Annotated in this window: 16 protein-coding genes; 2 read left to right on the top strand and 14 right to left on the bottom strand. The window is 43.1% G+C overall.

The genetic code is table 11. From position 1 onward, the window contains the following. Positions 1-13: 13 nt before the first annotated feature. Complete coding sequence (locus tag QYZ87_04695; GenBank protein ID MDN4753830.1) at positions 14-628, top strand: LolA-like putative outer membrane lipoprotein chaperone; 615 nt, start codon at positions 14-16, stop codon at positions 626-628. Between the two features lie 15 nt (positions 629-643). Further along, positions 644-1600: a thioredoxin-disulfide reductase gene (trxB, locus tag QYZ87_04700; GenBank protein ID MDN4753831.1), complete on the top strand. Its 957-nt coding sequence runs from the start codon at positions 644-646 to the stop codon at positions 1598-1600. A 173-nt stretch (positions 1601-1773) separates the two neighbouring features. On the opposite strand, the gene QYZ87_04705 is transcribed toward trxB, so the two are convergent. From QYZ87_04705 to QYZ87_04770, 14 genes are read right to left on the bottom strand one after another with little or no spacing between them, the layout of a single operon-like run. Beyond that, complete coding sequence (locus QYZ87_04705) at positions 1774-1983, bottom strand: hypothetical protein (GenBank protein MDN4753832.1); 210 nt, start codon at positions 1981-1983, stop codon at positions 1774-1776. A 32-nt stretch (positions 1984-2015) separates the two neighbouring features. Then, positions 2016-4874, bottom strand: coding sequence for a hypothetical protein (locus tag QYZ87_04710; GenBank protein ID MDN4753833.1), 2859 nt, complete (start codon positions 4872-4874; stop codon positions 2016-2018). Next, complete coding sequence (locus tag QYZ87_04715; protein ID MDN4753834.1) at positions 4871-5608, bottom strand: hypothetical protein; 738 nt, start codon at positions 5606-5608, stop codon at positions 4871-4873. Before QYZ87_04715 ends, QYZ87_04710 begins: the two co-directional genes overlap by 4 nt. Positions 5609-5612: 4 nt before the next feature. Next, positions 5613-6071 carry a hypothetical protein gene (locus tag QYZ87_04720; GenBank protein ID MDN4753835.1) on the bottom strand — a complete coding sequence of 153 codons (459 nt, stop codon included), beginning with the start codon at positions 6069-6071 and terminating at the stop codon, positions 5613-5615. A 13-nt stretch (positions 6072-6084) separates the two neighbouring features. Beyond that, on the bottom strand, positions 6085-9720 hold the full coding sequence (locus tag QYZ87_04725) for a glycine zipper domain-containing protein (GenBank protein MDN4753836.1): 3636 nt from the start codon (positions 9718-9720) through the stop codon (positions 6085-6087). Then, on the bottom strand, positions 9717-9881 hold the full coding sequence (locus tag QYZ87_04730; protein ID MDN4753837.1) for a hypothetical protein: 165 nt from the start codon (positions 9879-9881) through the stop codon (positions 9717-9719). Before QYZ87_04730 ends, QYZ87_04725 begins: the two co-directional genes overlap by 4 nt. 17 nt (positions 9882-9898) lie before the next feature. Beyond that, positions 9899-10420, bottom strand: a complete 522-nt coding sequence (locus QYZ87_04735) for a hypothetical protein (protein ID MDN4753838.1) — start codon at positions 10418-10420, stop codon at positions 9899-9901. A gap of 6 nt (positions 10421-10426) precedes the next feature. Further along, a complete protein-coding gene (locus tag QYZ87_04740; GenBank protein ID MDN4753839.1) occupies positions 10427-11026 on the bottom strand; it encodes a hypothetical protein in 600 nt (199 codons plus the stop codon). Positions 11027-11042: 16 nt separating this feature from the next. After that, positions 11043-11507 (bottom strand): hypothetical protein, encoded by a 465-nt coding sequence (locus QYZ87_04745; GenBank protein ID MDN4753840.1) that lies wholly within the window; start codon positions 11505-11507, stop codon positions 11043-11045. Between the two features lie 31 nt (positions 11508-11538). Beyond that, positions 11539-11988, bottom strand: coding sequence for a hypothetical protein (locus QYZ87_04750; GenBank protein MDN4753841.1), 450 nt, complete (start codon positions 11986-11988; stop codon positions 11539-11541). Further along, a complete protein-coding gene (locus tag QYZ87_04755; GenBank protein MDN4753842.1) occupies positions 11981-12310 on the bottom strand; it encodes a hypothetical protein in 330 nt (109 codons plus the stop codon). The genes QYZ87_04750 and QYZ87_04755 overlap by 8 nt, the downstream gene beginning before the upstream one ends. A gap of 49 nt (positions 12311-12359) precedes the next feature. Next, a complete protein-coding gene (locus QYZ87_04760) occupies positions 12360-12767 on the bottom strand; it encodes a structural protein P5 (protein ID MDN4753843.1) in 408 nt (135 codons plus the stop codon). Between the two features lie 4 nt (positions 12768-12771). Further along, positions 12772-13668 (bottom strand): hypothetical protein, encoded by an 897-nt coding sequence (locus QYZ87_04765; GenBank protein MDN4753844.1) that lies wholly within the window; start codon positions 13666-13668, stop codon positions 12772-12774. 25 nt (positions 13669-13693) lie between these two features. Further along, complete coding sequence (locus tag QYZ87_04770) at positions 13694-14662, bottom strand: HK97 family phage prohead protease (GenBank protein MDN4753845.1); 969 nt, start codon at positions 14660-14662, stop codon at positions 13694-13696. Between the last annotated feature and the right edge of the window lie 27 nt (positions 14663-14689).

Below are 14689 nucleotides of genomic sequence, written 5' to 3' on the forward strand. Positions count from 1 at the left end.
TTGTCAAATGAGTATGAGAAAGAACATTTTATTAATCGGTGCTTTACTTTTTTTGCTACCATCATCTCTTTTAGCACAAGAGACCTCATTAGGTAAGCTATACAAATGGCTTGATGCTTCAAAGGGGCTACAGATCCAACTCGTATATACTATTGGGGAATACAAAGACCAACCTGCGAGCTATTATGGTTATGGTAATAAGTTTTACTTCGAGAGTGAGTTGCTGAAGTCTTGGTATGATGGGGTGGATTTATGGGTGTATGTTGCTCAGAGTGGAGAAGTGAACTTGACTACTCCTGAGCCTGCAGATTTAGTGGAGATTAATCCGCTTCTCAATCTTAATAGGATAAACTCTAAAGACTACAAAATAACAGAACGTGCGGATGGAGAGTATATCTTATTGAAGGCGATTCCCTATCGTTCGTCAGACATAGAATGGATAGAAGTGAAGATTTCGAGGGATGGATTGCCTTTATCCCTCATTCTTAAGGAAAAGGGCGTAGAGGAGAATGTTGTCGTGAAATTAAGGAGCCTTAAACAAGAAGCCTTTAAAGGAATGCAACAGAAAGACTTTTATAGGTTTACCAAGAACAAACTTCCTGGTATTATGGTTATAGATTTAAGATAATATAAATGAATAGTTATGGCTAAAGAAATAGTTAAGACAAAGGTATTGATCATTGGGGGAGGTCCAGCTGGATATACAGCAGCAATATATGCTGCTAGAGCTAACCTGTCACCAGTATTGATAGAAGGAATGCAACCAGGAGGACAGTTGACTACTACTACTGAAGTAGAGAACTTTCCAGGAAATCCTGAGGGAATGACAGGCCCTGAGATGATGATGAACATAAGAGAGCAAGCTTTAAGATTTAAAACTGACATGCGTGATGGAACCATCACAAGTATAGATCTAAGTAAGCGTCCATTCATCGCAGAAGTCAATGGAGGTGATTATAATATTGAGGCGGAGTCTGTGATTATCGCGACTGGTGCTACTGCTCGATACTTAGGACTTCCAGATGAAAAGACTTATGCTGGCATGGGTGTTAGTGCTTGTGCTACCTGTGATGGATTTTTCTATCGTAATCGAGTCGTTGCAGTTGTCGGAGGTGGCGATACAGCATGTGAGGAGGCTCTTTATCTATCCTCTCTTGCAAAGAAAGTGTACCTGATTGTTCGTAGAGACCAACTTCGTGCTTCTGTCGTGATGCAAGAGCGTGTTTTGGCTAATGACAAGATTGAGGTCCTATGGAAACATCAGACTGTAGGTCTATTTGGTAAAAATGGAGTCGAAGGAGCTCATCTTGTAGTGAACAAGGGTGAAGAGAATGAATTTAAAAAAGATATCGAGATTGATGGCTTCTTCCTTGCGATAGGACATACTCCTAATACTGGCTTCCTAAATGGTCAAATTGATCTTGATGCTCAAGGATATATCGTTACTAAGAATGGCATGCCCGATACAAATATAGAAGGAGTCTATGCTGCTGGTGATGTAGCTGATCCACACTTCCGTCAGGCTATCACTGCAGCTGGAAGTGGCTGTAAGGCAGCCATTAGTGCGGAGAGATTTGTGGGTGAAAATCCTCTGTCCTAAAGATTATATGTATAATCAAAAAAACGAAAAGTACATAATGACAAATCAAAAAGTACAAGTATTATGAGGGTATTGAGTAGTAATATTGATTGAATAATTTAATCTGCAACTGTACCATAGTAGCGTAATGAAATTAATCACATAAATAATGCCCATAAATTACATTTTAAATGTCATTCAAGCTCACTAAGGAATTGCTCCCAATCCACACTATAATATTTAGGTAGCGTAAATGGCTGCAAAGTATCATCGTTGAAAAGCCATCTGAAAAAATTAGGATCGCAAAGGCTCTCAACTTCTGCATAACTTCTTGGTGAAAGTATGCCTTGAGTACAGGTCTTTGAATCCATACGTATGATTGCTATTTTTCTTTTATCTATCATACGCAAATTTACTAATACTGATTATTAAAACATCAATCATAAGCCTCTAAGTTTTTCCCAGCTATCATTATTGTGATTTGCTCACTTCCTTCGAAAGCAGTGTCAAAATATGCATCAAAGCTATTATCCAACTTATTATCATACTTCACAAACCGATTTGATATCACTATAGGTATATAATTAACAGTTCCTGCATAATGCAAAACTGTATACTTAAAAAATTCTTGTGTCTGTTCAGTAAATATCATCTTTACTTTCTTAGAAGTATTAGCTAACTGACCCCATTCAAATTCCCTATTTACAATTCCTCCGATAACAGGCCTAAGCCCTGTTTCAACAAATGTTCCTATGTATAATACCCCAGGCATATTAAGCCCTGATCCGAACAAAGTAAGGCCAAATTTACTAGCAACATCAGGGGTATATTTCAAATAACTATTTGGCGTTCCTACTCTGAATGACCCATCGTGATAAAGCGAGAAAGTACTTGATTGATTAGCTGATCCAAAATTGTTAATACCTGCCTCAACGAACGGAATATTGCTACTGTTATCACCATTAATGTATGCAGTAACATTATCCTTACTATTACTAAAAAGCATTGCCTTTGCAAAAAGAATTCCCATCTGTGCTATTGAAGCACCTTTATTATACATATCTACGAGAAACTCGAGGGCTGGCCTATCATTCACAATGCCATTCAGTAATGCATTTATCACGTTATCTACATCTGTTATAATTTTTACAGCATTAAGGATTTCACCATCTTGTGGACGGCGAAATTTAAGCATCTCACAAATTATTTCTGACTTGATCAGATCAATTGTTAGACCACCTGAAGCAGAGCTAATTAGATCTACTAACATTTGCCCAGGTGTTAACATAGATACACCATAAAGCCTATTATATACCCTTGATCCTTCTATTTCACTAGACAACGTTCCTATGAGTAATAAATAACAATTTTCACCTTCAAAGTTTTTTGGTTCTTCAGAGAGAAGAAAATAACCCTTTGAGCCATTTCGTTCAACCTTAGCGTATATATAATAACTAGATTTTGCATCAGTAAGTGCTGGAGATATATAATTATCAAGGTACCAGTATCGATAATCCGTGGGATTACGAGCGTTACTAAGCGAAGTAATTCCTAAAGTTTGATGTCTGATATAAGCAGAATTTATCTCCACACATTGGCTAGCTTGATTGTAGTACACCCAAAAATTAGCCGTCTGAGTAGTATTAAAACCTGTAACAAAATCAAACTGTGAGCTTTGGCTACCGATTAATATTGCCATTGTCTGCATTACGGATGGTTTAATCCCCGCGGTAAAGTCCTCTACACCAGTCATGGCCTTTTCAATCATTCCAATAGCTTCCAAAGCTTGTTGATACTCATACCTCTGATGACGTACTACACCATCTATTTGCTTTTTATAGATTACATCATTAGCCGAAATACTGTCAATCTTATTACTAAATGTACCACTGATTGAAGTGTTACTCAGTGTGATATCTGGTGTGTGAGGGCTATTGACTTGATATCGCACGCTAGTAATGCGTATTGGAGTACCCTGTGGGTGAAATTCCTCATCGATAAAAAAGATATAGCCACCTGGCTTCAATATTCCACCTACCTCCAGCCACTTACTTTTACTCCAAATCCCGTCAACTTTTCCGTCAAACGTGTAGGGTACTTTATTTTCATCACTAATCTTTTTAATCGCTTCACTGAGTAGGTCCATTTCAGCTTTTCTCACATACTCATGAGGTAATTTGATGCCAAAAATAGCATATTTATCACCTACCGCTGGCATCCACTCTGCTGATGGCATTACAATTCCATCATGCTCGGCTGGTACTATCTCTATCCTACGCTCACTATGATGATATCCAGTTAGAGCATCCTGTGTTTGCTTAATATCAAACTCTCTACCTGCAAGTGCTCCTGTCTCAAACTTAATAGACGCTTTTTCTTGCGGTATTCGATAATCATTGAAGTTAAGTGATTCAGGAATACTTCCATCAATGATGTCATAGAAATTCTTTTGGGCATTGACAGTGACCACCCCACTCACTGTACCTTTTCTATGAGGGTATATTTCAGTAAGCTCTACCGCCCCTTCATTTCCATTGCCATTAATAAATTCAATATACTTTCCATTCTCATCAGTCCGAAGTCGGCCATCTGACCAACTTCTCGGAAGGTGTAAGGCACTATCGCCATAATCAGCATAGTCAATATTTCTCCTACCACCTAGCACATACAATCGGCCTATGGCTTGTTGGTCTGAACTCCCCTGTCTGGATACTCCCGTTACAAACCCTTTTCCTTTTCCATAAGACATTTTCAGGGGATTAGTCGCGTTAAGTTCATGCTTCTTAAAAGAAATCTGGTATCCTTGAATCACCCATTCGGTATCAAACTCTTGGGCAACTCTACCAAGTGCAGACCAGCAAGAATCCTGCTTAAAGGCAATCGTTTTGTTATAGGATGAGTCTATACATTGCCCTACGCTCCACTCATTCCCGAGTGAGCGAGCTATTAGTGTAGCAAACTCACGTGGATTACCCGTAAAGACGAATGACGTTCGAGCGACGTTCGAGGGGTCTTTTACAAGCTTCATCTTGGTTAGCTCTGCTTCGGTATGAAATATCACTGTGTATTCGTAGTATCCCTTCCATAGCTTTGTTATTTTCTCAGGGTACACCAGAATAAACCTGACACCCTCAAATTGGCACCAGCTACTTGGCGTGAAGTTTATCACCTGTTTACTTTTGAAGTGTAGGGTCAAGCGACCGCTCTGCATTATGGCAAAAGTTGCATCTGATTGGTCGGAGACTTCCACATCTGCGATTTGTTGGCTATTATAGTTATATATCTTTAGTTTCATATTAATTGAAAATTAAATGTGAATTCAAACTTGTTTCTCGTAATGCTACACTCGTCCATGCGAGTATAGTAACCTTGCATACCATCAAATTTCTGTTCATCTGGTTGAGTTACTTGTTCTGCTAGTTTTGCCAATGCCCCCAATAGCTGGTATTTATCACTAAATGGGATTGTGCACCGAGCTGCTATTTCTCTGGTTTTCTTTTTCTTATTTTGTTGATAAACTTCTACTCCACTCAAGTCAAGACTATTGCATCCATAATCATGCTCTTTGTAGAGCTGAGGAAACTTCAAATCATCCCATACTTCATTAACCAGTATGCCCATATCACCCAGCTTAATATCGTTAAGTGTATGGTCCTGTACATCATATTTGCGATGTGAGCCACGCTCATAACTCAAATCTTGCCAAAACTCAATCGGTTTAATGCACTGATAGATTATTGTCGCTTCGCTAATCTTTACATGGTATTTATAAGTATGATTTGAAATAGAAACGGGAATCAGATATTTAGCTTTATCACCCAGCTTATCACTCATTCGGTCAATTAGGCTATAAGCATTCGGATAATACACCACCCTTAATTCTACATTATAAATATCCCATAGAGGAACTCTTAGATCCACTTCCAGCCCATCCTCATCATTCCAATTATTGGTTAATGGCTTTTTACGAGGAGGAAATTTGAAGAGGTCCGCATACCCTCCCACAGCGTAATATATGCGATTATCCATATCATTAATCTTCTTCTGCCAAAAAATCCTCAAACTCTGTCTCAAACTGAATGGTATATCGAAAGATACCCTTGGGTGCACTATGCTCTCGCCCCTGCCGAGTACGATGAAGTGGCGAAAAGTGAGGTGTCCAAAAGCCCTGAAGAGCTTTGTATATTTCAGTAATATGATCATAAGGCTCTAAGCCCTGAGAGCGTCGAGCTTCACTCACATGCAATGCCGTATCTTGGGTTCGATCAATATTGTAACGGATAGTAATTGTAGCCACACATCTCTGGGTTAGGATGGTAATATCCTCTACTCTCGGGATATCAATAGTAATCAATGCACATGGGTATGCCACCATTGGTCGTGATGTAGCACCAAATGGAGTTTCCATCTGCCCAAGGTCTAGATCTATCATTCGCAAGAATGGGCACTTCTCACTCAATTGCTTCGCAACTTCAAGGTATAGCGTTTTCATATCGTATATTTATTTATCCTTTAAGTAATATTCCTTCTCTATCCATCTTATTCAAAAATTGGTCAATCGTCTCCAGCCTCCTTAGAAATACCGAATTGGATGCGATAATTTCCACGTTTCGAGCCATCGACTGGAGCAGCATAAATTGTGTACGATCCTGAAGCTCCTTCTTCTTTTCGAACTCCACCAAAAGTCTTAGCTGAAGTAATTGATTGGTGGAAATACCCATGAGCTCATTGATACTATCTTGGCTTGCTTGAGCTAATCCCCTTTTTTCGACAGCTTCTCGCTTACTATCCATCTCAAATCCCTGCGCTTCCAATTCCGATTCAGCCTCTCGGATAGCATCCTCGTAAGCATCTAAGTTTTGGCGGTAATCCCTAACAAACTTTTTAATATCATCAATGATATCACCATCACCACCTACTGAAAAAGATGCTTTCATTCCTTCTGTTAGGGCATCAAAGTGCTCCTTAAAGTAGGTGGCGAATAACTGCTGCTCTATGATTTGCATGATGACCTCACTCACTTTTCCGTCAAACTCCCTCAGAGCCGCCTCTATATCATTTGACCGAAACCCATCTGCAAGAGATTGAGATAGCATCCCTCCTAAATCACCTGCCAGCTGACGAAAGCTATCCTCCATTTGCTTTTCGGCTTCGAGGGCTTTTTCTCGTATTTGCTCCCAATTATCAACTAATTTTTTAGTGGCATCATCTAGCTTTGCATAATTCTCTATGATTTTGGGGTTCAGCTCAAATGTTTTACTACCAGACTTTAGGACACTTCCGAATTGGCTTATTAGTGAGTTAAATATCGGAACTACCTTACGCTGGGTAGCCCCAAATAGTCCACCAATTATAGCTCCAATTCCAGCTCCAATTGCAGCTCCGATGCCTGTACCTATTGGCCCAAGGAAAGAGCCAACAGCTGCTCCAGCGGCTGCACCTCCCCCAGCACCTTTAGCTATATTTTTCCCACTGACTACTTTTTTAGTTCCTACTTGTATTTGGCCTTCACCCATCCTATCAATCGTAGCAGATAGCTCCTCCATGGCACTGCGATACTGATTGGCACCAGCGATTACTTGAGCAAATGGATTATCGACTCCGAAAATATTGGAGGGCTTATACTTTAGAGCTTCTATACGGGCAAGTGCAGCACGGTGGTACGCATTCTCAATTAGTGATGCAAATCTAGCTTCCGCTTCTGCATTCTCTCGGGCCTGATTCATCGCCATCCCCACCAAATCAACCAAACCCGAAATACCAGCTCCTATTCGCTCAGGTAGGCTCAGGGTATCATCCATCAATTTAAGCACATCATCCACCCTATTGCTAAGCTCTCCAAACACTTCACCCATAATCCCACCCAATTTCGACATCGAGCCAAAAATACCCTTTACGGCATCTCCAAGCTCTTGCACTCTTTTCAGCGGTATTTTAGCAATCTCACCATTGAGACGCTCTTGCTCTACTCTAGCATCCTCAAGTGCTTCAGCTACATCATCACCTGCTTCAGCCATTTTTTCGAGCTGCGAAATACGCTTTTCGACACCTTCAAGCTGGATGTTGAGTTTATACTGCTCCCGATCTGTGTCCAGCTTAAATCCACCTCTCTGATTAGCGATTTCAGCTCGCCTATTGGCTATTTGCTCTTGAAATGCAAGGTCCTTGAGCTCAAATTCACGAAGTAGCTTTGAGCGCTCTTTCATTCTAGCCAGCTCAATTTCATTAATTGTTTTATTTTGCTCTTCGATAGTTCCCCCCTTTTCTTTCACTACGGCTATCATTTGATTGTAGAAATCCTCTAGGTCCTCCAATCTTCTTTCCTTATCCGTAAGGAAGTTGGAGTTAAGCTCCTTTTCGAGCTCTTGGATGACCTTTTGAGATGCTTCCATGATACGCTGTCGCTCTACTTCATATTCTTTTTGCTGCTCTAGCTCCAACTCTCTCAGCAGACCTCTTTGCTTAGATACATCTATCTTTGACTTGGATTCAAGGTCATTGAGCTTACCTTCATACTCCTTTATTTTATCAATTCTTGATTTGTTTCTCGCATCCAGCACTGCTAATTCTCTAGCAGTGCCCTCCTGCATTTGAGCGATGATAGATGTACTCAATTCTTCCTCTATTGATTTCTGCAATGATGCTAATTGCTGGGCATAATCTACCACTGTCTTAGATGCAGATGCCAATTTGTTTTGAGCCGCAAGTCCACTTTTTTTCGTAAAGTTATTCCATACCGATTCATCATCCCAGGCTTCTTTAATTAGCTTTAATCCATCATTTAACTCATCTTTAATTGCCTTATTCTTTTTTTCATAAGAGGCTTGCGCCATACCCTGTGCCGTCAATCCTTGTACACCATTCGCTACAGCTACCGAACCGACCACATTTTGCCAAAATGTAGGCTTCACGCCACGCTTCTCGTGCTCAATCATTTTGGTGAGAGCTTCTTTATATCGCTCGGTTGCCAGCTCCATTTTAGCCATAGCCATTGCACGATACTTCAAGGCTTCCTCAAATTCAATCTTTCCTTCTTTGAAGAGGTGCTCGATTTGCGATGTGTTACTAATACTTACTCCCAGCTGCTCAAAGTCACTTTTATTCTCACTAAGTAGTCGAGAGACATCACCTCCATTCGCTTTGAGCTCCTCATACATCACATTGAGCTTTCCCCAAGTCGCCATTTGGCTGGCAAGATGATTTGATGTAGCATCGGCAAGTTTTTGCGTGTCTTTTTGTTGCTGACGAATTCGATCGGTGATTTTACCAATAATATTGACCACAAAAGTAAGCCCCACAATCAAGCCACCAGTAATGACTATGCTAAGTGCTTTTGCTGCTGCTGTCGAAATTTTCATAGCTGCTGCTAAGCGTGTAGTCGCAGTAGCCCACATCTGTGTCCCTTTGGCCACTACTTGTGTCTGAAATGCCGAACCCTTGGCCAAGCTCATTTGCACTTGCTGGATGCCTACCACCAGAGCGATAGCACTCTGTAGCCTCACTTGGGCTTGTGCATAATTATCAGCACTACCACCAAGTGCGAAGTAAGCACCTTGTAGTGCAGACATCGAGCCCACCAATCCCTGCAATCCCTGCACCATTCCATCCCAGCTTCTACCATGTCCGAGTCGAGAGGACTCCTCATTCACGATTCGTGTGGCCCTTGAGAGCTCCTCGAGCTCTTTCCTAAGAGTATGGTACTCCTGAGTATTCCCCTTACCTGCGGCGATTAATTCTTGCATTTCGGCTTTCAAGCCACGCTGTCGTCGAGCTAATTCACCATAAGTATTATTCAGCTTATCAAGTGCCTTTTCTGCGGCATCCACATTGCTTTGTTGCTCCTTGATGGCATCGGTAATAGCAGCGATTTCACCCTTAGCACTTTTGATTTGGTTATCTATTACGCTGGAGCCTCCACTTTTCTTTTTCTGCTCCAGTTCACTTAGGATTTGTTTTTGCTCAAGAAGCGTAGCATTAAGCTCTTTCATCACCGCTTTCTCCATCTCTAGAGCATCTCGAGTTTGCTTGCGGGATTCAATCGATGTGCGGGCAAGCTCCTCCACTGATGTGGTGGCTTTATTTGCTTCTTCCGCTACATTACTACGTAGCTCAAAGTCTATATATACTGGTTCGGTATTCATGATTTCTTCAAGAAATTCTTCAATTCACTACTACTCTCTATCTCTTTAGCATTAGCTTCATCCCATTCATCAGGTTCTTCATCAGGTTCTTCATCGCTACTGTGTCGGAGCTGATCAGCTGATTCGAGCAGGAGCTCTATCCAAGGCTCATCCCAGAGCAATTGCTTGAGGGATACTCCTAGCTCTCTACGAAGCTGTCCGATAATTCCGAAGGGGCTTTCGAGTCCTCTGTATGCTCGCTTCTCTTTTGACCCGTCATATTGATGAGGCTTGCTATGGCCATCATCAAGGCGGTAGAATTTGTAAAAGCCTCTACATCATTCATGCTTTGTACCACTTGCCAAAGCTGAAGAAGTGATTTGCCAGTGAGGCTCCACCTCAATTGCCAAGCTAAGAGCTTACAGAATAGCTGCTGCTTCACGGGGTGATTGAGGACCGCAAGAGCAATAGCTTCGGAGAGTGGTACTGCCTGCTCAGCAGATAGAGCTGTATTATTCCACTTACTACTCAATTCGCTCAAACTACAACTCCTACTAAGTTTATCTATCTTGATAATCGTACCGAGCTTCAGAGCTCTAATAGTTGCATATCGTGGACATATCCACCTTAAGAAGAAAGGAGCGGTCAGTCGAAACCGCACGCCCCTTTCTAATAGTAAATCTGCCGCCAGAATAGGCATATCTATCTCTTTACTTTTCATAATGACTTATATACCTGAGTCTCCAGAATCAGTTTCTTCTGGATCGGGACTAGTATTTACGCCCCCTCCGCTTACACCAGTGGGTCTCTTATCTGGGAAATCAATCACAACACCATTTCCTTCCTCAAGGCATTCAAAGTAAAATGGGAATTTAAACATGCCACCCTTACCCAATTTTAAATCCATTCGTATATATCCTCTAGCGTTCGGTATGAAGATAAGCGAGTCATCCCACAATCTGATCAAAATAGAAGTGTTTATCTGACTATTGTGATTATAAGATGTCGGGCCACTATACAGATCTGCGAAAGGAGATGGATAACCACCACTTTCGTCCTTTTTACCTTTACAGATAAATGTTCCTTGAAATGTAATGGCACTTGAATTAAAATCAACCTCAAGAGGTGTTTTTAATTCATTCACTCGAATCTCATCCTTTTCGTAAGGTTCTTGACGAATAAATATCTCATCATTTTCCAGCGTATACAACTTATACGCTTGCTTATTTGACTTGCTCTTAAACAAATCATATCCATCAAGGTCAATAGGTTCATCTCCAAATTCGATACTCTTAACTCTTGCTCTAATTGGAATATTTTTCTCCATAACTATTACTATTACTTTAAATTCCTAAGTCTTCTCCAGATCCCGGTTCAGCAGGTCTGGTCTCTTTTTCACTCTCTTCTTTTTTGCCAATACTGCACACATTTTCGGAGCACTCGAGCTGTAGCTGCTTGAGCTCATCCTTGATGTAGGTGGATGGCGTAAACCGCATATTAACGCCCTTGATGTAATCAGCGGTAAACTTCTCGCCAGCGGGTACCGACCTGCTCGATAGGCGGGGTGTGAAAGTCCCCAACTCATGGAGATTGACCGAGTAGCCCAGTCGGATGTACTCAGCCACCACTTCGCCCAGGTGCGTCAGTACGTTCATCACATCACCTCGACCAAGGGAGGTGATTTGCTCCAGTCGCTTGGCGATATCCCTAATGGGTACACGCCCTCTATTGACCTGCATGGCAGACTGCATCACTTGATTGTCTTTCAGCCTGTTCTTTCGTTGGATTATCTTGTATTGAAATGCCATTTAATTTGTGTTTATAGATGAGTAAATTCGTTTATAGACGCGGTGGTGTCCATTTATAGACACGGATAAATCCGTATATAGATGCCATTACCCCGATCCACATCAAGGCTTTTTGCCACCAGTGTAGGTGGTTCACTTCTATCTCTCGGACCACTTCCACGGGTACTTCCTTGATGGTAGTCGTTTCGGGGTACTCGACGCGCTCTGGAGGGTGCCTCGCTTGTAGCTCGAGCATACCTTGTCTTAATTGCCATAGGAGCTGTAGCCCTTTAGGAGAGACAGACACTCCTGATGTCTGAGTGCCATTTGAAAGCCGTTCGAGCGGCACTCGTATGAGTACCGAGTCGCCTGGTAGCTCAATTGTCTTTAGCTCCACTTGGGTGGTCTCCTTAATCGGCACCTGCTGGATCACAGGTTGCTTCGCCCTGCATCCTGCAAGGGCGATGAGCATTAAAATGAGTATTAAATAGTGTTTAATCATCTTTTTTAATCGTTGTAGTTCTACGTCTCGAGCGAGGGATGGATATGTTCATCTCCTTCAGCACAGCACTCATCGCCTCGGACTCCTCACGCAATGCCTCCAGCTGACGCATCAGCTCCTGCTGGTTGACCTGCAATTGTGAGTTTTCAAGCCGCAGCTGCACCACCTCCTCAAGCAATGATTTATTTTTCTCGGAGAGTAGGTCGATGCTATCCTGCAGATCCCGTAGAAAGTCATTATTCGCCTTCCTTCGACCCGCTAACCAAGCTATCGGAGTGCCGATCAGCCCAAGTACTGTACCTATGAGTAAATTCCAATCCATTAATTAACCTTTCTCTTTCACATTCCCCCTTTAGGGGGTTAGGGGGCTTCTAAATCATCTCCCAGGCACGCTCGATCAGTGCCATATCACCCACGTACCTGCCATTTTCCACACGGCTAATCGCATACGCCAGCTTGCAGAGCTCTACTTTATCTGTCGCCTTGAGCATCTTACCTGGCAAGATGCCAGAGTATTCAGCTGCACGGCGGATGTAGGCTTCGGTGTCGTTTTCGTTGCTCGGGGCCCAGCGGGTAATGATCGCCCGCAGGGTCGTCCGCTTGTGCTTAGTGATGTAAGTTCTGAGCGTCATCAGCAGAGCACGGTAACCGTACTCCAAGCTGACAAACTGCTCAAACTGCCTATCTGTGCGCTCACCTGGAGGCACCTCGCCACGCCAGCTATTGCCTATGCGGATATTGCCTGGGTTATTATTCCTTATGCCTCGAGGTACTCTCATTACATCACGCTATTGCCTCCTGTACGATGGCGTATACACCCTTCTTGTCGTTGCGGCGTTTTCCTCCACCTGCGCGAAGCAAGAAAGCATAGACATCACCATAGTAGAGAGGAGAATCCTCATCTCCAAACATTTTTACTTCTCCCAGTGCGCGCGATACATAGTCCTCGTGCCATGCAAGTACTCCAGCGTTGTCTGTCTCTGCAGGTGTTTTGGATAATGCGTACCCATTGTAGACGAGTGCAGTACTTCGCATCATGATCTTAAAGCCGTAAAGCTCGCCGACGATACCCTTCTTGACATCCACTGCTGAGAAAAATGCGGCAGACTCCTTGACGGTCAAGCTTTCGATGAACTGATCGTACATGATTGCATCCATCAATGCGTACCTCCCTTCCGCAGGGATTTCGTCCACATTCATCTTCGTAAAGACTTTCCGTAGGTCGTCCTTAGTGAACGCCTTACGTTTGCCTGTCGCCTCTGGGACATGAGCATCTACTTCCGCTCCTGATGTCTTCAGGATGCGCGTAGAATCACCGACAGGGGCCCATTTTTGGAGGATGCTTTCGTGAGTTTTGCGATGCAGCTCCTTTTTGTCACTGCTGATCACACTTTGTCGCTTGTCATAAGACAGCTGTACCGTATCTGCATTCGAGATGCGGATAGGATTAGTGGTAAACTCAGAAAGGTCGTACGTCACGTCGTAGTCCTTACGTTCCTCCACCTTGGCAGGCAATTCAGTTCTGTTTTCTACCACTCCGCTAGGAGCTCCTGCATTTGGGATGTGCACCGTCTTGTGGTCGACATACTCTGAGTCATCTCTGGACTTGCTCGCAAATGAGTCGTCAGGGTAAAGTCCCTCTTCGATATCTTTAAGCCAAATTTCTTTTTCTAAAGCCATAACTATTTGTTTTTATTATTACTACTTATCTTGGTTCGCGTCCGAAGCATTCCTTGAATTTCTCTCGGTACTCTTCGGGGTACTTCTCTTTGAGCTCCGCCAGCCTATTAGCCTTGTCGATTTCCGTCCAGCTCATGGTGAGGAGTCCGTCCTCCTTTTTGTCGGAGTTGTTGATTTGGTTAGCGATGGATGGTCGCTCGGGGAGTCCATTTATCATCGCTTTTGCTGCCTCATGATTGAGGGCAAAGAGCTGGAGGGTACTCTCCTTGGCAGATGCTGCGAGCTTCCCTGCCTTGATGGCTTCGTCGGTGAGCTTGACTGCCTCTTCCTTGAGGGCTGCTGCCTCCTTCTCCTTGATGCCCTTGAGCTCAGCTGATAGCTCCTGATTGGTCTGTGAGAGCTTCTGCACCGCCTGCAACACCTCTGATTCATTGGAGTTGTCTGCAAGGTTCAGCAGCTCGAGTAGTTGCTTATTCATACCTTCTGTTTTTGTTATTGGTTTATCTATTAGTGTTATAATCGTTTCGATGTCTGTACTGCTCTCCATATTGATTTTGGTGCCGTAGGCGTCGTAGAGCGCCACTGAGAGTGCATTATGATTAGCACCGATAGTGCATATAGAGGCTTCGCGTACCACCCACTCGGTAACCGTCGCATACTTTTGTCCTGCGAGCATCACTGATGCATCGGTAGAGCTTGCCACCGCCCACGCACCGATGCTACAGGCTTTGATATATCCAGCCTCAACCTTGCGGGCAATCTCGGCCGCCTTGGGGTCTTTTAGGTCAAAATTAGCATCAGCCAAAATCTTGGTGCCCTCGATGCGGATGTTCTCCCACCTACCAATAGGTAGCTCCCAATTGTCGTGGTTCCAGAGCATCACAGGGTTTTTGTGAAACTCCTCGAGGTTGGCCCCAGAGGTGAGCATTCGGAACCCGTGCGTATTTAGTGTCTCGTCGTGCAAGACGAATGTTATCAGTTTATCCTTTGCCATAGCGTCTATTATTAATTACACCACAAA

This window comes from Porphyromonadaceae bacterium W3.11, from assembly GCA_030434245.1.
Taxonomy (GTDB): Bacteria; Bacteroidota; Bacteroidia; order Bacteroidales; family Porphyromonadaceae; genus Porphyromonas_A.